This window comes from Rubrivirga sp., assembly GCF_049648075.1.
Classification (GTDB): domain Bacteria; phylum Bacteroidota; class Rhodothermia; order Rhodothermales; family Rubricoccaceae; genus Rubrivirga.
Map to the genome: position 1 here is coordinate 1 of NZ_JBARYR010000126.1, position 19,292 is coordinate 19,292.

The following is a 19,292-nucleotide window of genomic DNA, read 5'->3' on the forward strand; positions in this document are numbered from 1 at the left end:
GGAGGCGCCCTCGAGGCCGAGCGCGTCGCCGACGCTGTGACACGGGCGTCCCGACCCTACAGCGCGACCTCGTCGAACGCGCCCTTGCCGTCGTTCCCGCCTCGCGAGCCCTTCAAGGCCTGGACCGTCCCCTGGACCACGAACGCGCCGACGGCGTCGGCGAGCGTATACGGCTCGCCGTCCGGGGCCAGCGGCAAGTCGCTGAACGAGCCGCGGAGCGTCGTCTCGTCGATCTGCTCGACCGTGATGGCGCCGGCCTCGAGGACGGTCCCGCCCTGGTCGGTCGCCGGGAAGTAGACGCGCAGGCCCGACGTGCTCTGGATCACGTCGTCGATCGTCAGCGGCTCGTCGAACCGGAACACCATCCAGGTGCTGTCCTGGCGCTCGGCCGAGACCAAGTCGGGGTTCTCGGTCTCACTGTGGGGCCGGGTATGAGCGGACTGGTTGATGTTCAGCGGGTTATCGGCGCTCACCGAGTTCTCGGCCGAGTTCACCACGCCCGTGTCGACGAACCCACGGGCAAACGACTCCGGTACCAGCTCGCCCGGAAACACGACGGTGACGACCCGGTCGCCGGGCACGTCGTAGTCGGGCGTTTGGTTCGTCGAGCCCGGCAGCGCGTCGGACGCGTCGATGGGGACCAGGTTGAAGTTGGACCGCGTCCCGCCGTTGAGATTCGCCGGCTGGTCGAACGCGAAGTCGACGCACGTCGTGGGCTCGAACCCGTCGGTAAACGGACCCCGCCGGAAGTTGCCGACGGCGATCAAGTCTGGTCCCTCCGTTCGGCCCGAATAGTCACCGGGCTTGTCTGTTTCGTACGCGGGACCGCAGACGACGGCGCCGGTGTCGCCGAGAGGAGCGGCGTGGTCGAACGCGTTTTTGCCGTCGTTGCCGCCGCGCGAGCCGACCTCGGCCTGGACCGAGCCCTGAACCACGAACGCGCCCACGGCGTCGTCGAGCGTGTACGGCTCGCCGTCGGGTCCCGGTGGCAGGTCGTCGCCGTAGTACGCCCGCAAGGTCGTCGGCCCCGACTGGTGGACCGCGAGCGAGCCCGCCTGCAAGATCGCGCCCGTCGTCCCGGTCTCGGGGAAATAGACCCGGAGGCCGGACGTGCTCTGGACGACGTCGTCGATGGTCAACGGCTCGTCGAACTCGAACAGGACCTGGTCGCCGTCGCGCGTGACGCGGACCAAGTCGGGGTTCTCCGTCGTCCCGCCGCCCGAGACCGGGACGGCCTGGTTGATGTTTGCCGGGTTCTCCGCCCCCACGTTGCCCGCCGCCGAGTTGACGGTCCCCGTCGCGACGAAGCCGCGGGCGAAGGCGGCCGGGTCGAGGTCGCCCTCGAAGAGGACCTGGACCACCTCGTCGCCCTCGACGTCATCCTCGGGCGCGACGCCGCGGCCGTCGAGGGCGTCTCCGCCCTCGAGGGGGACGAGCGCGAAGCTCGAGCGGTTGCCGCCGTTGAGATAGGCGGGCTGGTCGAATGCGAAGTCGACCAAGGTCTGGGGCGTCCCGTCGTCGGTCGGGGGACCGTCCCGGAAGTTGCCGATCGAGACGAGGTCAGGAGCCTCCGTCGGCCCCGCGGCTGAACGTGCCTCGTGATGGCTGGTCCGCCCCTCGTCGCAAGGGAGAACGGACACCAGGATTGCGGCCCCGAGCGTGCAGAGAATGGTCATCGGTTTGCCAGCGTGGTGAGAACGACACTCCGCTAGGTATCCCTCTCGCGCCCCGATCGGCATGACCTTGTCCGTTGACGAATTGGCTCCGCGCTCGTCGCGGGCGCGTCAACTCATCGCCCTCGAGGACGAGCCACCCACTCGACAAAGAGGACGGAGCGACGGCCTCGAGGACGGATTGCGGTCACCGCGCCGGATCCAGCACGGCCTCGACGCGCGCCACCACGTCCTCGAGGTGGTCCCGCGTCGCCGCGTCCGTCGTCCGGTCGAGGGCGGTCCGAGCCTCGGCCTCGACGCGCCGGAGCGAGCCCCGCGCCGACGCCCGGATGTCCGACTGGCTCACGTCCACGCCGAGGTAGCGGATCGAGGACGGCAACTCCCGCTCGTCCTCCGTCATCAAGGACGACAGCCGCTCGACGTAGCCGCGCTGCAGGTTGCGGCGGTACACGTCGATGGCCGGCCGCGCGTCCTCGAGTTCGGACCACACCCGGCCGCGGAGGTCGTCCTGGTACTCCGAGAGCGAGTAGCCGACCCCGTCGATCGCGTCGCCCTCGACGAGCCGGCCGAGCCGCATCGGGTCCAGCATCTGCCCCAGAATGCCGACCTGGAGCGCGCGGACTTGATCCACGGCGCCGACGGGCCGGATGCGGCGGAGCAAATCCGTGTCGAGCAGCCACGTCGGGGTCTGGAGCACGTTCTCGTCCAAGAACTCGAGGGCGCGCTTTTGCTCCGCTCTGGAGACCGACACGAAGACCGGGCCGGACTGGTCGCTCGCCTTCGGCGTCTCACGCACGCCGCCGATCACCGTCACGACGTGGCCCTGGTACCGCCGCCACATGCCCAGCAGCTCGCCGTAGATCTCCTCGAGGTCGTCGTAGCCCTCGCCCGGCGTCGAGGTCCACGACCGCAGGTTCGGCACGACGCGCTTGAGGTTGGCGACCGCGTAGCCGCTGGCCGCGACCGGGTCGTTGCCCATGTCTTCGGTCTGGGCGTCCGGGTTGAAGCCGCCGAAGCCGCTCGAGAACCGGTACGTCGGGTCCCCCTCCTTCTCCTCGATGAGCGCGTCGAGGACGGCGCTCTCGTCGTCGGGCGAGGTCACGTCGGGGTACCAGCGGTAGCCCCAGTTGACCACGTAGTCGTCGTACGGCCCGATCATGCGGACGAACCGCGTCACGCCGTCGCCGGGCTGGGCGATGTAGTTCTGGCGCGTGTAGTCCATGATCGTCGGCGCAACGCCGTACTCGGACGTGAACGTCGGCGAGCGCAGGCTGTCGACGGGGAAGGCGCTGGACGCGATCATGTTGTGGGGCAGGCCGATGGCGTGGCCGATCTCGTGCGCGATCACCTGGCGCATCGTCTCCCCGATCAGCTCCTCATCGATCTCGAGCGACCGGGCCTGGGGGTTGGCCGCGCCCGTTTCGATCATCAGACGGTTCCGGTAGCTGCGGATGTGGTTGTGGTACCAGATGATGTCGGACTCGATGATCTCGCCCGAGCGCGGGTCGCTCACGCTCGGCCCGGTCGCGTTGCGCGTCGTGGAGGCGACGTACCGGACGGTCGAGTAGCGGACGTCCTCGGGGTCGAACGCGGTCGTGTCGCCCGGCGCGGGCGGCAGTTCGCAGCGGACGGCGTTGAGAAAGCCCGCGACCTCGAAGGCCCGGTTCCAATCCTCCACGCCCGCGCAGAAGTACGGCCGCCACCGCTCCGGCGTCGCCGGGTCGAGCGTGTAGACGATGGGGTCAACCGGCTCGACGAGTTCGCCCCGGAGGTAGGCGGCCGTGTCGCTGGGGACCAGGTCCCATCGCCGGATGTACGTCCGCTCGGCCGCCTTCTGCTCGTCCCGCCCGTAGTCGATCTGGCGGACCGAGAAGTACCCGACCCGGTCGTCGGCCAGTCGAGGCATCATGGGCGTCTCCGGCAAGAGCACGAACGACTGGTACATCTGCATCGACACCGTCCCCGATCCGTCGCGCTGAGGCGGCTCGGTCGCGTCGTAGGTCAGCGTGTGGCGGACGTTGACGTTCTCGGGGAACGCCCGTGCCTCGTCGATAAACGATCGGTCTTTGTCCAGGCTCCGCACCTTGAACTGGGTCCGCTGGCGCGTCGACAAGCCTGAGAGGGCCGCGATATCGGTCGTGTACAACTCGGTCACGTCGACGACGACGCCCGCGCTGTCTGGCGTCAAGGCCGCGACGGGGAAGCTTGCCAGGATCGGCTGGAAGTTGTTGACCTCGACGGACTGCGAGATCGCCAGCGACGGGTCCGCGACCGCCGAGTAGGACTGCGTCCTGAGACGGACCGTGTTGCCGGACCGCTCCCACCGGAGCACTTGCTCCGCCGTCTTCGTCCCCGCGTTCACGAACGGGCTGAGCCCGGCCGGCGTCGCCGAGATCCGGCTGACCGACAACAGGTCGCGTCCGAAGAGCGAGTCCGGGATCTCGAACATCAGCGTGTCCTCGATGCGGTGGACGGCAAACAGGCCGTCGTCCGAGACGGCCGCGTCAGTGACGACCTCCGAATACGGCTTCGGCCCGTTCGATGACGGCGATTTCGAGGACGCGTCAGGTGTGGTGACCGTCGAGGTGCCGGAGCAGCCAGCGACGACGAGGAGGCTGGCGAAAACGAGAGAGCGGATCACGGGATCGAGGACGTGGACGGGAATGGTAGCGCCGTCCTCGAGGGCGATCCAGTCGCTCCGGGTTCTCCCGACCTCGAGGGCGCAGAGAACTCCGTCAGGCTCGAGCCGTCGGTCGTCTCCCCTCTCCTATCCATCCTCTCCATGCCGTCTCTCTCCGACAAGGCCGTCGCCATCCTCGCCACCGACGGCTTCGAGCAGTCCGAACTCACCAGCCCCCGCGACGCGCTGCAAAAGGCCGGCGCCATCGTCCACATCGTCTCGCCCGCGTCCGGGTCCATCAAAGGTTGGGACCAAGGCGACTGGGGAGAGTCCGTCGAGGTCGACGTCGCCCTCGAGGACGCAACGGCCGGTGACTACGACGCGCTCGTGCTGCCCGGCGGCCAGATCAACCCCGACAAGCTCCGCATCGAGGACGCCGCCCTCGAGTTCGTCGAGGCCTTCGCGACCGCTGGCAAGCCGATCGCCGCCATCTGCCACGCCCCGTGGCTCATCATCGAGGCCGGTCTCGCGAAGGACCGCCACATGACGTCGTTCAAGTCGATCCGCACCGACCTCGAAAACGCCGGGGCCGACGTCCTCGAGGAAGAGATGGTCCGATGCCCGCACGGCGACTTCGTACTGATCACGAGCCGCAACCCAGACGACCTGCCCGCCTTCAACCAGGCCATCGTCGACGAGCTCTCGAGCTAACGACTCCCGCCCTCGAGGCCGAGACCTCGGGGGCGCGCTACTCCGCGTGGCGCTGGTTGCGCGGGGCGTCTTCCGGGCTGGTCGGAAGCAGAACGCTGACCTGGGTGCCGCCGCGCAGCGACGGGCTGATGTCGACGCGGGCTCCGATCAGGTCGGCTCGGTAGCGGATCGAGGCCAGGCCTCGGCCACCGGACAGCCCGAGATCTCCGGCCTCGCGGAGTCGGTTCTCGCGCTCGACCCCGACCCCGTCGTCCATGACCTCGAGGGCGGTGCCCTGGTGGGTCTGATGGAGCGTGATGCGGATGGTCTTCGCCTGGGCGTGCTTGACGGCGTTGGACACGGCCTCCTGCGCGATGCGGTACAGGTGCCGGGCCTGCCGTCTGTCCTTGAAGGCGATGTCCTCTGCGTTCACGATGAACTCCGGGCCGTCGTCCGTTTGGGCCTGCTCGGCCAGACGGTTGAGGGCGTCGGCCAGGCCGGTCGCACTCGCGTCGACGGGGTTCAGGCCGTAGGCCATGTCCCGCGCCTCTCCGACCGTCCGCTCGATGTGACCGTGGAGCGACTTCGAGTGTTCGGACAAGGTCCGAAGCTTCTTGAGCAGCTCCTCGGGCATCGCTCCGAGCGGGCCGTCGGGGTTCGCGAAGGCCTCGAGGTCCTTGTGCAGCGCGTGGGAGAGCATCGTCGCTCCGGCCAGCGTCTGGCCGAGACCGTCGTGCAGGTCCATCCCGAACCGCTCGCGCTCGTTCTCCGCCGTCTCCTGGACCTCCCGCTCGTGGTCCTCGGCCTTGATGATCGCGTTGATCCGCGCCGAGACGTCGTTCTGGACGCCGATGTAGTACCTCGGCTGGTCCTCCATCGGGACCGGGCTCACGTACAGGTCGTTGTAGAAGATGGTCCCGTCCTTTTTGTAGTTGCGGATCAGGACGTGGGTCGAGCGAGCGTCGTCGACGCTGTCCCGCAACTCGTACCGCTCGGCTTGGTCCCGGTCGTCACCCTGGAGGAACCGGCAGTTCCGGCCGATGACTTCGTCGCGGTCGTAACCCGTAAAGTGGCAGAAAAAGTCGTTGACCCAGACGATCGGGTTGTCGTCCTGCTTCGGGTCCGTGATGACGACCAGGTTGTTGGCCGCGTGGAGTGCCCGCTTGATCGTGTCCCCATCGAGGTCGGCGTTGAGGTGCCGGTCATCTCTCGGTTCGGGGTGTTCGCGTCGGCCAGTCGGAGGGGTCATCGACGTGGTTCTGGTTTCAGTTGGCGTCGGAAACGTACGCCGCTCACGAGGTCAGCCGGTAGGCTAGCCTCCCAAGGGGAAGTCGATGGAGATGGTCCCGGGGTAGCGGATGGGGCCGAGCGCCGTGTTGATCGACGGCTGCGCCTCGAGCCGGATCGTCTGCCGGCGCGACTCGACACCGGCCAGGTTGCCGACGAGCGTGGCGAGGTCGCCCACGTTGCGGCCGAAAAAGTCGACCAGGTCGAGCGACATCGTGATCGGCAGGTCGGCGCGCTGGCCGGGCTGGATCTGGCGGTCGTCGTTGTAGATGCCCGAGATCGTCTCGGTCCCGTCCAGGAACAGGGTCCAGTCGAGCGAGACCAGCTGGGCCGCCGCTCCGTTGTCCGCCGGGTTCTCCGCGCCGACGTGCAACGTGAACTCGAGCGGGACCGACCCGCGAGTCGCCGCCGCCCCCAACCGTGCCAGGTCCGTCGCACCCAAGCGTCCGTCCCGAGCGCGGTCGATGTCGACGCCCGCCACCAAGCCGTTCGAGACCCGGTCGAGGTCGAAGTCGACCTGCTGCAAGGCGGCGAGTTGCTGGAGCGTGGTGCAGCCCGGGACGAGCATCAAGACGCCGACGACAGAAACGAGAAGAGCGGAGCGGGACATGTGGCGGGATCGAGGATGGGAAGCCGGGGTACGCGCCATCGTCCTCGAAGTCCCCCGCCATGCCTCCGCACCCCGTCGTCGTCGTCGCAAACGACATCCGATCGGCCCACAACGTCGGCTCCATCTTCCGCACGGCCGACTCGGCCGGCCTCGAGGGCGTCGTCCTGACCGGTTTTACGCCGACGCCCGATCACGCAGGGGTCGGCAAGTCGGCGCTGGGCGCGCAAGACGCCGTCCCGTGGTCGCAGGCCGGGACCGTCCTCGAGGCCGTCGCGTCGCTCCGGGAGCGGGGCTTCACCATCGCCGCCTTGGAGCGGACCCCCGGTGCCCTCGAGATCGACGCCATCGAGGCCGACGCCTTCCCGCTCGCCCTCGTTCTGGGAAACGAGGTGTGGGGCGTCCCGGACGACGTCCTCGAGGACGCGGACCTGGTGATCGGGCTGCCGCAGTACGGCGTCAAGGCGTCGCTCAACGTGTCGGTCGCGTTCGGGGTCGCGGCCTACGGGCTCGTGCGGGTGGTGCGGAGCGCGTGACCGGATCCCTCGAGGCCGGAGGGCGTTGGCTTGGCCCCTCTCCCTGACCCGTCATGCTCATCCGTCCCGGCCGCTCCTCTGGAAACCTGATCGACCGCCGTGGCAAAGGCGGAGGCCGCGGCAAGGGCGTCGGCATCGGGCTCGGCGGCATCGTCATCGTCCTGATCGGCATGTTCTTCGGGGTCGACCTCCGGGGCTTCGTGGGCGGCGGCGGGCCGTCGTCGGCCGGCGTGACGGACCAGGTGGTGACGGACCCGACGGACGAGAACGCGATCGTGATCGACGCGATCTTGGTCGAGACCGAGGAGGTCTGGGGCGAGCTCTACCGACAGGCCGGCGAGGTCTACCAGGAGCCCAACCTGGTCCTATTTACGGGCTCGACGCCGACCGGCTGCGGCTACGGCCAGACGGCGACCGGCCCGTTCTACTGCCCGTCGGACCAGACGGTGTACATGGACCTGGCCTTTTTCAACCAGCTCCAGCGCATGGGCGCTCGCGGCGACTTCTCGATCGCCTACGTGATCGCGCACGAGGTGGCCCACCACATCCAGAACCTCGAGGGCCTGCTCTCGCGCTCGAGGTCGAACGCGATGTCGGTCCAGACCGAGCTCCAGGCCGACTGCCTCGCGGGCATCTGGACCCACCACGCGCGCGGCGAGGAGGGGACGGTCGAGCTCGACGACGCCGACATCCAAGAGGGCATCAGCGCGGCGGCCGCCGTCGGCGACGACAACATTCAGCAGAGCGCGGGCCAGGCCGTCCGGCCGGAGACGTTCACGCACGGCTCGAGCCAGCAGCGCGTCGACGCGTTCATGGGCGGCTACCAGAGCGGCGACTACCGCGTCTGCTTCTCGTAGCGGCTCGCCCTCGAGGACGACATCGTGGACATCCAACGCAAGGTGGGCCGAGATGTCGCAGCGCGAGTTGCCGACCGCCTCGAGGACGGGGACGTCCTCGGCTACACGCACCGCGACTACTGCGGGATGGGCGTGGAGCAGCAGGACGGCGCGTACGTCCACGGCCCGATCTGGGACGGATGGGTCAACGTGGATGAGCCGCCCGGCTCTGAGGATCACTGCGGTGGGGCAGTGTTCGAGACGCGGGACGCGTTCGTCGGCTGGCTCGCTGTTCAGACCGACCACTCTCTCTCGGGCCACGACCTCGAGCGCGAGTTCTACCGCGACAACCAGCGGCTGACGGTCGCTCGCGTGCGCGCCTTCGCGGCTGGAGCCGACGGCCGAGCACCTCAACGTCCCGTGTCGCCTCACAACCCATCATGACCTGATGAAGCACGTCTTGGGAGTTTTCGTTCTGATGGCGACAGCCAGCCCGATCCTCGCCCAGCCGAATCGTTTCTGCCAGCACGAGACGACTCAGTACGCCCTCAACGACTGCGCGAGACGGGCAATGGAGGCCACGGACGGCGAGCTCAACCGGGTGTACCAGGATCTCACGGGGATCACCACGGGTGACCGAGAAGAGCGGATCCGTACGGCGCAGCGCGCCTGGGTCGCGTTTCGCGACGCCCACTGCGACGTCGCGTCGTCGGACTACGAGGGCGGGAGCATGCGCCCGATGGTGTACGGCCTGTGCATGGCCGAAGTCACGGTGCAACGCACGATCCAGCTCCGGTCCTACTACGACGAGCTCCGCGAGCGCTAGCCGGCCTCGAGGTCGCGCCACGCTATCGCGACGACGCGGTTGTCCTCGGGGACAGCGGGCGGATCTCGCTTCCGATGCTCAACCCGATCGAAGGGAAGACTCCCGACGGTCCCAGATCGATCGGAGTGAAGGTCGCCCGGAACACGGCGCCACCAGGCCGGACCCATCGGTATCCGGCAGCAACCGTGCCCCACGGTTCCGCGAGGCCCTGTCGGTAGCGCAAGACCAGCCCGAGCGAGACCTCGACCCCACCGTCCGACGGGACGTACCCGACCAGGACAGGAGCCGTGAACGATCCTTGACCCTCCAAGTCGGGCGCCCACCCCACGCCGACACGGATCGCGAGGTCCTCTCCCAACCGCCGCTCGATGTTCATGGACCCGATGCCCCCGTTCCCCAACGCTTCGAGGTACTGGACGTAGCGGCTGGGCGGGGCCGTCGCGGTCGGCTGCGCCTGTGGCGCGGTGGCAAGGACGAGGACGAGGATCAGGCGGGCCATCATGCGTTGGGTCGGTACGCCAAGCTGACCCCACGCGTAGCGCGGCGCGTGATGCAGGAGCACTACCCGACCTCGAGGTTGCGCCACGCGACCGACACGACCAGGTCGCCCTCGAGGACGGTCGCAACGCGCCACGTTCCGGACGTCGCAGACTCGACCAGCGCGAGAGGGCCGTCCACCTCGAGGATGCGGAGCGACTGCGCGCCCGCCCGGAAGCCGGTTCGCTGTCCCTTGAGCACGGACTCCTTGATGGACCACAGCCGCGTCTGGACCTCGTCGGTGGGTCCGCCCTCGTCCTCGAGGACGGCGTACTCGTCCGGTCGGAGCAGGCGGCGCCACAAGTCGGGACGCCGTGGGGTGACCCGCTCGAGGTCGATGCCGACACGTTGGTTTGCAACAACAGCCGCACCAGCCGGCGGGCCTCCCCGGCTCGTGTGGGAGATGGACACCTCGAGGCCGAAGATGACGGGCGCCCCGTTACGGTCTATTTCCAAGCCGACCTCGAGGGGCGGCACACCGAGCACGTCACCGGCAAGACTCCGAGCGGCGGTCCGGCCTAACGCCGACTGTCTTCGCCGCGTGTCGCTCCGGTAGCGTCCGAGACGCTCGTCCTCGAGGGCGGTCAGCATCGTGGGGTCGCCCTCGAGGGCGATTCGGACACGGACGTCGGGGGGAAACGGCCATTGGGGGGCCTCGAGGTCGATCACGGGCGTGGGCGGCCGGTCGTGTGCAGATGGTGCGACGTAGTGCATCCGCCCTAGGTCCCCAGGCTCGCATGGTCCTAGATTACGGCTTTACGTTCTTCCACACGCATGAGCGCTCTCCCCCTTCCCACGTTGCCTCGGACGACACCCTCACCGATCCGTCGGGCCAAGGCGTCGTTCGACGAGTTCCGAGCCGAGTACCGCGAGCGGCTGGCCCACTTGTTCGGGGCACGGCACGACCTCGACGGTGACGGCTCCACGCGCGGCGTGGCACCGTTCGTCATCCAGCGCTTCCGCGACGTGGACCCGCTCTCGGTTTACGTGCCCGAGGAGTACGGCGGCCGAGGCGGCACGATCGGGCACAGCCTGACGATGCTCGAGGAGACGAGCTACCACTCGCTGCCGCTCAGCCTAATTGTCGGGATCAACGGCGGCTTGTTCTTGCAGCCCGTCGTCAAGTACGGGTCCGAGGAGGCCAAGAAGCGCGTGCTGACGTCGTACATCCGCGACCGCAAGCTGGCCGGGCTCATGATTACCGAGCCCAGTTTCGGGTCGGAGGCGTTCTCGATGGAGACGGCCTGGACGGCGACCGACAAGGACACGGTCAAGATCAAGGGGACGAAGCACTGGGCCGGCCTGACCGGCTGGGCCGACTATTGGCTCCTGACCGCCCGCCCGCGCACGGCTGACGGCGGCCTGCGCCGCGACGTCGACTTCTTCATCGCCGACGCCAACGCGCCGGGCCAGCACGTCACCGTCGAGGAGTTGTACCCGAACCTGGGGTTAAAGATGATCCCTTACGGCCGCAACGCCGTCGACGTCGAGGTCCCGTCGTCCTCGAGGCTGGAGCCCCACTCGACCGGCGTCAAGATGATGCTGGACCTGTTGCACCGCAGCCGGCTCCAGATCCCCGGCATGGGCATGGGCTACCTCCGGCGCGTCTTCGACGACGCCCTCGATCACGCCCGGCACCGCATCGTGGGTGGCAAGGCGCTCGTGGACTACGACCAGGTAAAGGCTCGGCTGGCTCGGCTTCAGTCGTTCGTGACCGGGACCGCTGCGATGTGCATGGAGACCGCCGGGACCGCTGGCGTCGACCGGGACCTGTTCAGTGAGGGGCTCAAGGCCAACGCGTTCAAGACCGTCGTGACCGACTGGATGCAGGAGGCCGCCGATTCGTTTTTGCAGCTTGCGGGCGGGAACGGCTACAGAGAGGACCACCGCGCCGGTCAGGCCTACGTCGACAGCCGCCCGTACCAGATCTTCGAGGGCTCCAACGACATCCTGTACCAGCAGGTGACCGAGTCCGTCGTCAAGGCGATGCGGCGCATCAAGTCGGTCGACCTGGGCGCCTACCTCCGCAGCGAGCCTCTCACGGCCCGTGCCGCCGAGACCTTCGGGGACGCCCTGTCCTTCGACATCGACTGGAAGATGCCCCAGCGCAAGCTGGTCGACTTGGGCCGCGCCATCAGCCGCATCGTCACGATGGAGATGACGATCGAGATGGGCGAGCGCGGGTTCTCGTCGGAGCTGGTCAGCAACATGCTCGAGGAGACGCGGGCCGAGGTCCGCGGCATCTTGGAGACGTACCGGAGCTCTGGCTTGACGGGCCTCATCGAGGACGCGGCGCCGCCGGCCTGGCTCGCCCGCGTCCAGACGTCGTGATCGGCCGCCCCGAGCCGAGCGAGTCGCAGCCGTACTTCCAGAGCTACATCGACCAGGTGGCCGGAGACGACCTCGAGGCCGCCCTAGAGCGTCCCGGCCTGTCAGACCTGATCCGCGGACTGGCGACGGGCTTGACAGACCACCGCTACGAGCCTGGAAAGTGGACGCTGGGACAGTCGATCCAGCACGTGATCGACACCGAGCGGATCTTCGCCGTCCGCGCCCTGCGGATCGCGCGGGGCGACGAGACGCCGCTGCCGGGGTACGACCAGGACGCGTTCGCGGAGTCGACCTCGAGTCGGGCGCTGTCGGAGTTGGCCGACGAGCTCGACCGTGTCCGGGCGTCGACGCTGGACCTGTTCCGCTCGTTCTCGGCCGACGACCTCCGGCGCGTCGGGACGTCGAGCGATGGCCCACTCAGCACGCGCGCAGCAGGATGGATCATCGCGGGCCACGAGCGGCACCACATCGCCGGGACGGATCGCTACCTCGAGCGCGTCGCGTAGCCGTCCTCGAGGACGTCGCGCCTCAGCAAGATCGGCCGTCTCCTGACTCGTCCTCGAGGACGGAACCCCGTCCGCGGCCCCAGGGGTTGGGGCCTATGCGATACACGTCCCGCGTCTCGGTCCCCGTCCCCGCCGCCGAGCTGTTCCGGTGGCACGAGCGCCCCGGCGCGTTCCAGCGGCTCACGCCGCCCTGGCAGCCCGTCTCCCTCAAGCAGCACCAAGGGATTCGAGACGGCGACCGCGCCATCATCCGGCTCGGCGCCGACCTCGTCGGCCTCGACTGGGTAGCGGAGCACCGGAACTACCAAGACGGCTGCCTCGAGGGCGACGGCCCGTGCGGCTTCGAGGACGTCCAGATCTCCGGCCCGTTCGGGTCGTGGCACCACCGCCACCGGATGCTGCCGGCGCCCGTCGGCTCCGTCCTCGAGGACGACATCACGTACACGCTCCCGCTCGATCCCGTCTCCCGCATCGGCGCGCCGATCGCGAAGGGCCAGCTCGAGCGACTGTTCGCGTACCGGCACCGGATCACGGGCGAAGACCTGCGGCGCCACCACGACGCGAGCGCCGCGCCAATGACGGTCGCCGTCACCGGCGCCTCGGGAACGATTGGGAGCGCACTGTCGGCCTTCCTGACTGGAGGAGGCCACACGGTCGTTCGCCTGGTCCGACATCGGGACGACGCGACCTCGAGGGGTCCACAGGACGGAGCGGTGTACTGGAACGTCCACGACGGCGAGATCGACCTCGCCGCCCTCGAGGCCGCGGCGCCTGACGTCGTGATCCACCTGGCCGGCGAGCCGGTCACGTCGCTCGACGGATCGGCCGAGGCGCGGCGCAGGATCTGGGAGAGTCGCACCAAGGGGACCCAGCTCCTGAGCCGAGCCCTGGCCTCGATGTCGCGACCGCCCCGAGCCTTGGTGTGCGCCTCCGCGAGCGGCTACTACGGGGACCGAGGCTCCGCTGAGCTCGTCGAGGACGACGCGCCCGGCGACGACTTCTTGGCTCGTGTGACCGTTGCCTGGGAGGCGTCGACCGCCGAGGCGGAGGCGGCTGGCATCCGCGTCGCCCACGCCCGGATCGGGCTGGTCACGACGCCGGCAGGCGGCCTCCTCAAGACGCTCGCGCCGATCACGGCCTTGGGGCTCGGGGGATGGACCGGCGACGGCGATGCGTGGTGGCCTTGGATCGCCCTCGACGACGTGGTGTACGTGCTGCACTGGCTCGCCCTCGAGGACGCCCGCGGCTCTTACAACCTCGCTGCCCCGAGCAGCGCGACGATGAAGACCGTCGTCAAGACCCTGGCCTCGGTCCAGAACCGGCCGGCGGTCGTGCGCGTCCCTGAGATGTTGGTGCGGACGCTCGGCGGAGAACTCGCCCGCTCGCTCGCCCTCAAAAGCACCCGCATGGTCCCCGACCGGCTCGTCCGCGAGGGCTTCCGGTTCTCCTACCCCGACCTCCGCACCGCGCTCGCCCACGTCACCGGGCACCTCGACGCCCACACGTTGTCATGACTCGCTCCCTCCTCCTAGCGGCTGCGCTGCTACCCAGCCTCGCGCTTGCCCAAGTCGCTGACCTTAGCGACCCCGCGCTCGCCTCGACCTCGACCCAGTTCCAGAACGACCTCGAGGGCGTGACCGCCGTGCTCGCGACCGTCGCCCTGATCCACGGCGAGTCCGGCGACTACCCACGCACGACGTTTGGCCTATTGGGAAGCCGCCATGCGGTCCAGACCGGATTGCGATCCTGGCATCTGTCCGAGATGTCCGTCACTCCGACCTCGAGCGGCGTGACCGTCCGCTACGTCCCGCTCCCGACCGAGCCGTACGTCCGACGCGACCGCATCGTCGAGATGGTGATCGAGCTCGAGGACGGGTTGTATTCGACCGACTACGAGATCACGAGGCGCGAGGACCCGGATGACGGCGGCGACCGGATCGTCTATGACCAGACGGGCCGCTACCTCGTGACGCGAGGCTACGGCACCGCATGTGCCGACCTCGAGGTCGTCCGCGCACAACTCGCCGACGGAAGCTTCCGCGCCGAGCCCGGCACGCTCGGTCCCGAACCGTTGACCGTACGCGTCCACCCGGTCGGCGAGGCCGAGCCCATCTTCTACCGCGAGGCGCAGTGAGCCGCGTCGTCGTCGTTGGGGCCGGCCTGTCCGGTCTGGCCTGCGCCCGGATCCTCGCTGCGCGCGGCGTGGAGCCGATCGTCCTCGAGGCCGACACCTCCGTCGGCGGTCGCGTCCAGACGCACAGGCAGGACGGGTTTCAGATCGACCGTGGGTTTCAGGTTCTGCTCACCGCCTACCCCGAGGCCCAGGCCGTCTTGGACTACGAAGCCCTGGGCCTAGGCCACTTCGCGCCCGGCGCTTGGGTCCGCCACGGCGGCAGCTTCCAGAAGATCGGAGACCCGTTCCGCCGGCCGCTCCAAGCGTTTCCCACTCTCCTGGCCGACGTCGGTACCCCGGCCGACAAGCTGCGCGTGCTCCGCCTCCGTCACTCGGTCTTGTCGGCCTCGACGGGCGAGTTGTGGGCACGTCCCGAGACGACGACGGAGCAGGCGCTCCGCGAGCGGTACGGGTTCTCGGACCGGATGGTCGACCGGTTTTTCCGTCCGTTCCTGGGCGGCGTTTTGCTGGACCCGATGCTCAGCGCGTCGAGCCGGTCGTTCGAGGTCTACTTCCAGCGCTTCTCCCAGGGCTCAGCGGCGCTCCCGGCTGCCGGCGTCCAGGCGATGCCCGAGCAGATCGCAGCGGCGCTCCCCGACGGCAGCGTCCGGCTCGGCGCCCGCGTCCAGTCCGTCTCTCGTCACGAGGTCGCCCTCGAGGACGGAGATCCCGTCTCGTGCGACGCCGTCGTGGTCGCGACCGACGCCCGGTCCGCCGGCTCGCTCCTCGACCTCGAGGTCCCGGCGTGGAAGAGCACGACGCAGCTCGCCTGGTCGGCGCCGACCGCTCCGATGTCCGAGCCCGTCCTGGTCCTCGATGGCGAGGCGTCGGGTCCGGTCAACAACGCCCAGGTCGTGAGCAACGTCCAGCCCGCGTACGCGCCGAGCGGCCAGGCACTCGTCACGGCGAGCGTTCTCGGCGACCACGGCCAACGGCCCGACCTCGAGGACGCGGCACGCGCCCAGCTTCGAGGCTGGTTCGGAGAGGCCGTCGACGGCTGGACGCTGCTCCGCATCGACCACGTCCGCGACGCGCTCCCCGACCTGCCCTCGCTCGAGCCGCCGGAGCGCTCCCCTCGCCTCGAGGGCGGCCTCTACGTGACGGGCGACTGGAGACGGAACGCGTCCATCAACGGCGCGCTCGTCGCAGGGCGTCACGCGGCCGAGGCCGTCCTGGCAGACGTGGGCGCATGAGCGGTGTCCTGCTCACGAACCTGGCCGCGACGCTCCTGATGACGGGCGTGATCTGGATCGTCCAGGTCGTGCACTACCCTCTTTTCGCGGGCGTCGGCGTGGAAGGGTGGACGGCCTACGAAGCGAGTCACCAAAGCCGGATCACGCTCGTCGTCGGGCCACTGATGCTGATCGAGCTGGCGACGGCCGTCTGGCTGATCGCGGACCGACCGGACGCCGTCCCGGCCTGGATGGTGCTGGTCGGGGCCGGTTTGGTCGGTGTGATCTGGGCGTCGACCGCGTTTCTCCAGGTGCCGCTCCACAACGCCCTCGGCGGCTCGTTCGACGCGGAGGCCCACGGCAAGCTGGTCTCGACGAACTGGGTCCGAACACTCGCCTGGACGGTGCGGAGCGGGCTCGTGCTCTGGATGGCGGCCCTCGCCGCACGCTAGCTCGTCCTCGAGGACGGTGCCCGTCACGGTGTGAGCGCCTCGAGGTCGGACACAGAAGCGCCCCGCCAGCCGAGGCCGATGGGGCGCCGTGATCCGTCCGACAGGTCCGTGCCTATCGTCGATTCGCTCAGGCCGCGGGGATGCGGATCTGCTGGCCCGGGTAGATCTTGTCGGGGTCGCCGATGACCTCGCGGTTGGCCTCGAAGATCTTGTTGTACTGGCTGGCGTCGCCGTACTTGGCTTTGGCGATCTTCGAGAGCGTGTCGCCGCTCTGGATCGTGTAGTAGCTGGACGCCTTGGCCGGGGCAGCGGTCGTGGCTCCTGCGGTAGTTGCGCCGGAGACGGTGATCCCGTCGTCGTTAACGTTGGACACGCCCTTGACGTTGCCGGCGATGAGGGTCGCCTTCTCCTTAGCGGCCTGGCTCTTGGCCTGGCCTTGGAGCGTCACCTTGCCGTTGTCGTAGCGGACGCCGAGGTTGGAGATGTTGCTGCCAAGCGCACGCTCGACCTCTTCTTTGATCTTTTCAGCAGCGTTCTCTTCCTTGCCGCCGAAGAGGTCTTTGCCTGTGTCTTTTAGAAAATCGAGGAGTCCCATGGGAGTTGAAGGGGGGATGGGTAAAGGGGGAGCTGCCACGCATAGGGAATGCCCCGAGTTCCACTCGGAACGGCGTGGCGAGACTGATACCAGCGGTCCATCACCGTGGGATCTCGGCACGCAATCGACACATCCGCGAGCTCCAAACAAGCATTGGCTCGGTTCGGCTCGGCCTGGGGAACGACGGGACTCGGCACAACACCCTTCCCCTCCCGCCATGCGCACGCTCTTCTTCGCCAGCCTGCTGGTCCTCTTCGCTCCCCTCACCGGCTGTGACTCCACAGGCATCGACGCGGGCGAGCCGTGCTTCAACTGCGGAGCGAACGGCGGCGACGGCAGCGGTCACCCAGACGGAAACGGTGGCGACCCGGGCGACGACGGCTCGAACGACGGCGGATCGGACGGCGACGGCGGCTCCGACGGTGACAACAATGGCGGAGGCGATGACGGCTCCAACGGTGACGGCGACACCAGCGGCGACCTTCGCTTTGTCGAGCTCGACCCGACCGCCACGTACCTCCGCATCTCTCCCAACAACGCCGAGGACAGTGTCCGCCGGGCCCGTGCCTTTCTCCTTTCGGACCTCGGTATTCAGCCCGGCAAACCCACCTGCCTGCGGGCCGTCGGAGACTTCTTCTACGTCGACGGCATCCGAGCGAGCGAGCGAGGGTACGAGCTGGTCACGGCCGTCTTCAGCCGCACCGATGAACTCGGCGACCGCAACGAGCGGCACCGCGTCCCCGGCGCCATCGACGCCGGCAACGACGTCTACACGGCCGACGCCTTCCTGGACGGATTGGTGACCGACATCGAGGAGGACTTCGCGGTCACGGACGGCTGTGTGACGGTGCCCGACGACGCGCGCTACATCTTCTTCTCCGCCACGGACGACGTCTTCAACGACAACGTCGACGTGCGTGAGAACGGCCAGCCGTTCGGCGTCGAGATCGAGAAATAGGCTCCTTGTGGTAGGGGATCCTCCGCCCGCTCCGGCTTGGTACCGGGGCGGGCGGTTTTCGTTGGGGCGATCTTTCGGCATGACCCTCTCCCCCGTCCACGTCTCGCTTTCTGGAGGACGCAGCTACGACGTCCGTTTCGACGTCCTCGAGGCCGCGCCGCGTCACCTCGCCGACGTCGGCCTCGAGGCCGGGCGCGCCCTGGTCATCAGCGACGAGACGGTGGCGGCCTTGCACCTCGGGCGGCTCCGCGCCGCCCTCGAGGACGCGGGGTGGACCCTCGAGGTGGCGACGGTGCCTCCAGGAGAAGGGTCGAAGTCGGTCGAGACGTGGTCGGGCCTGCTCGACTGGGCGCTGGGACTCGGGATCGATCGGGGAACGCCGGTGCTGGCCTTGGGCGGGGGCGTGGTGGGCGACCTCGGCGGTTTCGCGTCGGCGTCCCTCCTGCGCGGCCTCCCGCTCGTCCACCTTCCGACGACCACGATCTCCCAGGTTGATAGCGCGATCGGCGGGAAGACGGGGATCAATCACGCGACGGGCAAGAACCTGATCGGCGCGTTCCACCAGCCGCGCCTGGTGCTCGCAGACCCGACGGTCCTCGAGACCCTCCCGCCACGGGATTACCGCAGTGGCTTGGCAGAAGCCGTCAAGCACGCTCTAATCTCGGACGCTGGTTTCGCGCGCCGCCTCGAGGACGAGTGGGAAGGCGTGGTATCGCTTGACCTCGAGATCGCGTCCCCGCTGATCCGAGACGCGGCAGCGGTCAAGGCCGAGGTGGTGTCCGACGACGAGTTCGAGGCCGGCCGCCGCGCGCTCCTCAACTTCGGGCACACCTTCGGCCACGCCTTGGAGCGGGTTGCGGGCTATGGCGCGCTTACGCACGGCGAGGCCGTGGCGATCGGGATGCGCGCGGCGGTGCACCTGTCTGAGTCACTGCGTATCGGGCGAGTCGCACCATCACTCGGCGCCTTCGAAGACGCAGATTCGCTCGTCCAGCGACTCGCTCCGCCCGCGCCCGCCCTCGAGGTCGACGCGCTCATGGAGGCGATGGGGACGGACAAGAAGCGGACGGCGTCCGGTCTTCGGTTCGTCGTCCTCGAGGACGTCGGAGCCGCGAGGTTGGCGGGCGACGTGCCGGAGACGTTCGTCCGCGCGGCGTGGGACTTCGCGCTGAGCGGGTAGCTCGGGTGGCGACCTCGAGGACGAACGCGACCACCCCCTGTCCCCCTCCTCCTCACGCAGGGAGGGGAGACTCGATCTAGGGGCTCCGAGGCTGGGTGCGAGGAGGAACGATTCCGCGCCCTCGAGGCCGCGCCCGGCCATCCCCCATTCCCCATTCCCAAACTCTTGGATTGGCCGGTGGCGGGGACCGTCGGTATTCTTGCGCTCCCACTCGGCGTGGTAGCTCAGCTGGTAAGAGCGCAGGATTCATAACCCTGAGGTCGAGAGTTCAAGTCTCTCTCACGCCACACAAAGCGCGCGCCCGGTCCTCCGC

At 68.7% G+C, this 19,292-nt stretch carries 20 protein-coding genes and 1 tRNA gene; 14 read left to right on the top strand and 7 right to left on the bottom strand.

Annotation, left to right across the window (positions count from 1 at the left end):
• Positions 1 to 56: 56 nt before the first annotated feature.
• The gene (locus tag WBA11_RS03500) at positions 57 to 1,676 is read right to left on the bottom strand and encodes a hypothetical protein (RefSeq protein WP_424519337.1); all 1,620 of its coding nucleotides are present in this window, start codon (positions 1,674 to 1,676) and stop codon (positions 57 to 59) included.
• 184 nt (positions 1,677 to 1,860) lie between these two features.
• Positions 1,861 to 4,314 (bottom strand): zinc-dependent metalloprotease, encoded by a 2,454-nt coding sequence (locus tag WBA11_RS03505; protein ID WP_424519338.1) that lies wholly within the window; start codon positions 4,312 to 4,314, stop codon positions 1,861 to 1,863.
• Positions 4,315 to 4,455: 141 nt separating this feature from the next.
• On the opposite strand from WBA11_RS03505, the gene WBA11_RS03510 reads away from it, so the two are divergent.
• Positions 4,456 to 5,004: a type 1 glutamine amidotransferase domain-containing protein gene (locus WBA11_RS03510; RefSeq protein WP_424519339.1), complete on the top strand. Its 549-nt coding sequence runs from the start codon at positions 4,456 to 4,458 to the stop codon at positions 5,002 to 5,004.
• A gap of 37 nt (positions 5,005 to 5,041) precedes the next feature.
• Here the strand turns inward: WBA11_RS03510 and WBA11_RS03515 are convergent, their stop codons facing one another.
• A complete protein-coding gene (locus tag WBA11_RS03515; protein ID WP_424519340.1) occupies positions 5,042 to 6,232 on the bottom strand; it encodes a PAS domain-containing protein in 1,191 nt (396 codons plus the stop codon).
• Positions 6,233 to 6,295: 63 nt separating this feature from the next.
• The gene (locus WBA11_RS03520; protein ID WP_424519341.1) at positions 6,296 to 6,880 is read right to left on the bottom strand and encodes a hypothetical protein; all 585 of its coding nucleotides are present in this window, start codon (positions 6,878 to 6,880) and stop codon (positions 6,296 to 6,298) included.
• 59 nt (positions 6,881 to 6,939) lie between these two features.
• On the opposite strand from WBA11_RS03520, the gene WBA11_RS03525 reads away from it, so the two are divergent.
• The 4 genes from WBA11_RS03525 to WBA11_RS03540 are packed head-to-tail and all read left to right on the top strand — an operon-like array spanning position 6,940 to position 9,075.
• Positions 6,940 to 7,413: a TrmH family RNA methyltransferase gene (locus WBA11_RS03525; RefSeq protein ID WP_424519342.1), complete on the top strand. Its 474-nt coding sequence runs from the start codon at positions 6,940 to 6,942 to the stop codon at positions 7,411 to 7,413.
• A gap of 53 nt (positions 7,414 to 7,466) precedes the next feature.
• Positions 7,467 to 8,270, top strand: coding sequence for a KPN_02809 family neutral zinc metallopeptidase (gene ypfJ, locus WBA11_RS03530; protein ID WP_424519343.1), 804 nt, complete (start codon positions 7,467 to 7,469; stop codon positions 8,268 to 8,270).
• Between the two features lie 24 nt (positions 8,271 to 8,294).
• Positions 8,295 to 8,693, top strand: a complete 399-nt coding sequence (locus WBA11_RS03535; protein ID WP_424519344.1) for a hypothetical protein — start codon at positions 8,295 to 8,297, stop codon at positions 8,691 to 8,693.
• A 4-nt stretch (positions 8,694 to 8,697) separates the two neighbouring features.
• The gene (locus WBA11_RS03540; RefSeq protein WP_424519345.1) at positions 8,698 to 9,075 is read left to right on the top strand and encodes a lysozyme inhibitor LprI family protein; all 378 of its coding nucleotides are present in this window, start codon (positions 8,698 to 8,700) and stop codon (positions 9,073 to 9,075) included.
• A gap of 22 nt (positions 9,076 to 9,097) precedes the next feature.
• Here WBA11_RS03540 and WBA11_RS03545 read toward each other — a convergent pair whose 3' ends face one another.
• Positions 9,098 to 9,637, bottom strand: coding sequence for a hypothetical protein (locus tag WBA11_RS03545; protein ID WP_424519346.1), 540 nt, complete (start codon positions 9,635 to 9,637; stop codon positions 9,098 to 9,100).
• Positions 9,637 to 10,326: a 4'-phosphopantetheinyl transferase family protein gene (locus tag WBA11_RS03550; RefSeq protein ID WP_424519347.1), complete on the bottom strand. Its 690-nt coding sequence runs from the start codon at positions 10,324 to 10,326 to the stop codon at positions 9,637 to 9,639. The genes WBA11_RS03545 and WBA11_RS03550 overlap by 1 nt, the downstream gene beginning before the upstream one ends.
• Before the next feature lie 60 nt (positions 10,327 to 10,386).
• Here WBA11_RS03550 and WBA11_RS03555 point away from each other — a divergent pair, with 60 nt between their 5' ends.
• The 6 genes from WBA11_RS03555 to WBA11_RS03580 all read left to right on the top strand — a co-directional run bounded on the left by WBA11_RS03555 (position 10,387) and on the right by WBA11_RS03580 (position 16,246).
• On the top strand, positions 10,387 to 11,943 hold the full coding sequence (locus WBA11_RS03555) for an acyl-CoA dehydrogenase family protein (protein WP_424519348.1): 1,557 nt from the start codon (positions 10,387 to 10,389) through the stop codon (positions 11,941 to 11,943).
• Positions 11,940 to 12,449 carry a DinB family protein gene (locus WBA11_RS03560; RefSeq protein WP_424519349.1) on the top strand — a complete coding sequence of 170 codons (510 nt, stop codon included), beginning with the start codon at positions 11,940 to 11,942 and terminating at the stop codon, positions 12,447 to 12,449. Before WBA11_RS03555 ends, WBA11_RS03560 begins: the two co-directional genes overlap by 4 nt.
• 95 nt (positions 12,450 to 12,544) lie before the next feature.
• A complete protein-coding gene (locus WBA11_RS03565; protein WP_424519350.1) occupies positions 12,545 to 13,963 on the top strand; it encodes a TIGR01777 family oxidoreductase in 1,419 nt (472 codons plus the stop codon).
• Positions 13,960 to 14,583 (top strand): hypothetical protein, encoded by a 624-nt coding sequence (locus WBA11_RS03570; protein WP_424519351.1) that lies wholly within the window; start codon positions 13,960 to 13,962, stop codon positions 14,581 to 14,583. Before WBA11_RS03565 ends, WBA11_RS03570 begins: the two co-directional genes overlap by 4 nt.
• A complete protein-coding gene (locus WBA11_RS03575) occupies positions 14,580 to 15,815 on the top strand; it encodes a protoporphyrinogen/coproporphyrinogen oxidase (protein ID WP_424519352.1) in 1,236 nt (411 codons plus the stop codon). The genes WBA11_RS03570 and WBA11_RS03575 overlap by 4 nt, the downstream gene beginning before the upstream one ends.
• Entirely contained in the window at positions 15,812 to 16,246 is a 435-nt protein-coding gene (locus WBA11_RS03580) for a hypothetical protein (RefSeq protein ID WP_424519353.1), read from the top strand. The genes WBA11_RS03575 and WBA11_RS03580 overlap by 4 nt, the downstream gene beginning before the upstream one ends.
• 127 nt (positions 16,247 to 16,373) lie before the next feature.
• On the opposite strand, the gene lysM is transcribed toward WBA11_RS03580, so the two are convergent.
• Complete coding sequence (gene lysM, locus WBA11_RS03585; protein WP_424519354.1) at positions 16,374 to 16,841, bottom strand: peptidoglycan-binding protein LysM; 468 nt, start codon at positions 16,839 to 16,841, stop codon at positions 16,374 to 16,376.
• Positions 16,842 to 17,058: 217 nt separating this feature from the next.
• On the opposite strand from lysM, the gene WBA11_RS03590 reads away from it, so the two are divergent.
• From WBA11_RS03590 to WBA11_RS03600, 3 genes are all read left to right on the top strand, one after another.
• Positions 17,059 to 17,799, top strand: a complete 741-nt coding sequence (locus tag WBA11_RS03590; RefSeq protein WP_424519355.1) for a hypothetical protein — start codon at positions 17,059 to 17,061, stop codon at positions 17,797 to 17,799.
• 79 nt (positions 17,800 to 17,878) lie between these two features.
• On the top strand, positions 17,879 to 18,979 hold the full coding sequence (gene aroB, locus WBA11_RS03595) for a 3-dehydroquinate synthase (RefSeq protein ID WP_424519356.1): 1,101 nt from the start codon (positions 17,879 to 17,881) through the stop codon (positions 18,977 to 18,979).
• A gap of 213 nt (positions 18,980 to 19,192) precedes the next feature.
• Positions 19,193 to 19,266, top strand: a tRNA-Met gene (locus WBA11_RS03600).
• Positions 19,267 to 19,292: the final 26 nt, after the last annotated feature.

Bases quoted from the DNA above. Each gene is read 5' to 3' on its own strand.
- WBA11_RS03520 (WP_424519341.1), bottom strand. From the start codon at position 6,880: ATGTCCCGCTCCGCTCTTCTCGTTTCTGTCGTCGGCGTCTTGATGCTC.
- WBA11_RS03510 (WP_424519339.1), top strand. From the start codon at position 4,456: ATGCCGTCTCTCTCCGACAAGGCCGTCGCCATCCTCGCCACCGACGGC.
- ypfJ (WP_424519343.1), top strand. From the start codon at position 7,467: ATGCTCATCCGTCCCGGCCGCTCCTCTGGAAACCTGATCGACCGCCGT.
- WBA11_RS03565 (WP_424519350.1), top strand. From the start codon at position 12,545: ATGCGATACACGTCCCGCGTCTCGGTCCCCGTCCCCGCCGCCGAGCTG.
- WBA11_RS03580 (WP_424519353.1), top strand. From the start codon at position 15,812: ATGAGCGGTGTCCTGCTCACGAACCTGGCCGCGACGCTCCTGATGACG.
- WBA11_RS03590 (WP_424519355.1), top strand. From the start codon at position 17,059: ATGCGCACGCTCTTCTTCGCCAGCCTGCTGGTCCTCTTCGCTCCCCTC.
- WBA11_RS03515 (WP_424519340.1), bottom strand. From the start codon at position 6,232: ATGACCCCTCCGACTGGCCGACGCGAACACCCCGAACCGAGAGATGAC.
- WBA11_RS03525 (WP_424519342.1), top strand. From the start codon at position 6,940: ATGCCTCCGCACCCCGTCGTCGTCGTCGCAAACGACATCCGATCGGCC.
- WBA11_RS03555 (WP_424519348.1), top strand. From the start codon at position 10,387: ATGAGCGCTCTCCCCCTTCCCACGTTGCCTCGGACGACACCCTCACCG.
- WBA11_RS03540 (WP_424519345.1), top strand. From the start codon at position 8,698: ATGAAGCACGTCTTGGGAGTTTTCGTTCTGATGGCGACAGCCAGCCCG.
- lysM (WP_424519354.1), bottom strand. From the start codon at position 16,841: ATGGGACTCCTCGATTTTCTAAAAGACACAGGCAAAGACCTCTTCGGC.
- WBA11_RS03570 (WP_424519351.1), top strand. From the start codon at position 13,960: ATGACTCGCTCCCTCCTCCTAGCGGCTGCGCTGCTACCCAGCCTCGCG.
- aroB (WP_424519356.1), top strand. From the start codon at position 17,879: ATGACCCTCTCCCCCGTCCACGTCTCGCTTTCTGGAGGACGCAGCTAC.
- WBA11_RS03500 (WP_424519337.1), bottom strand. From the start codon at position 1,676: ATGACCATTCTCTGCACGCTCGGGGCCGCAATCCTGGTGTCCGTTCTC.
- WBA11_RS03550 (WP_424519347.1), bottom strand. From the start codon at position 10,326: ATGCACTACGTCGCACCATCTGCACACGACCGGCCGCCCACGCCCGTG.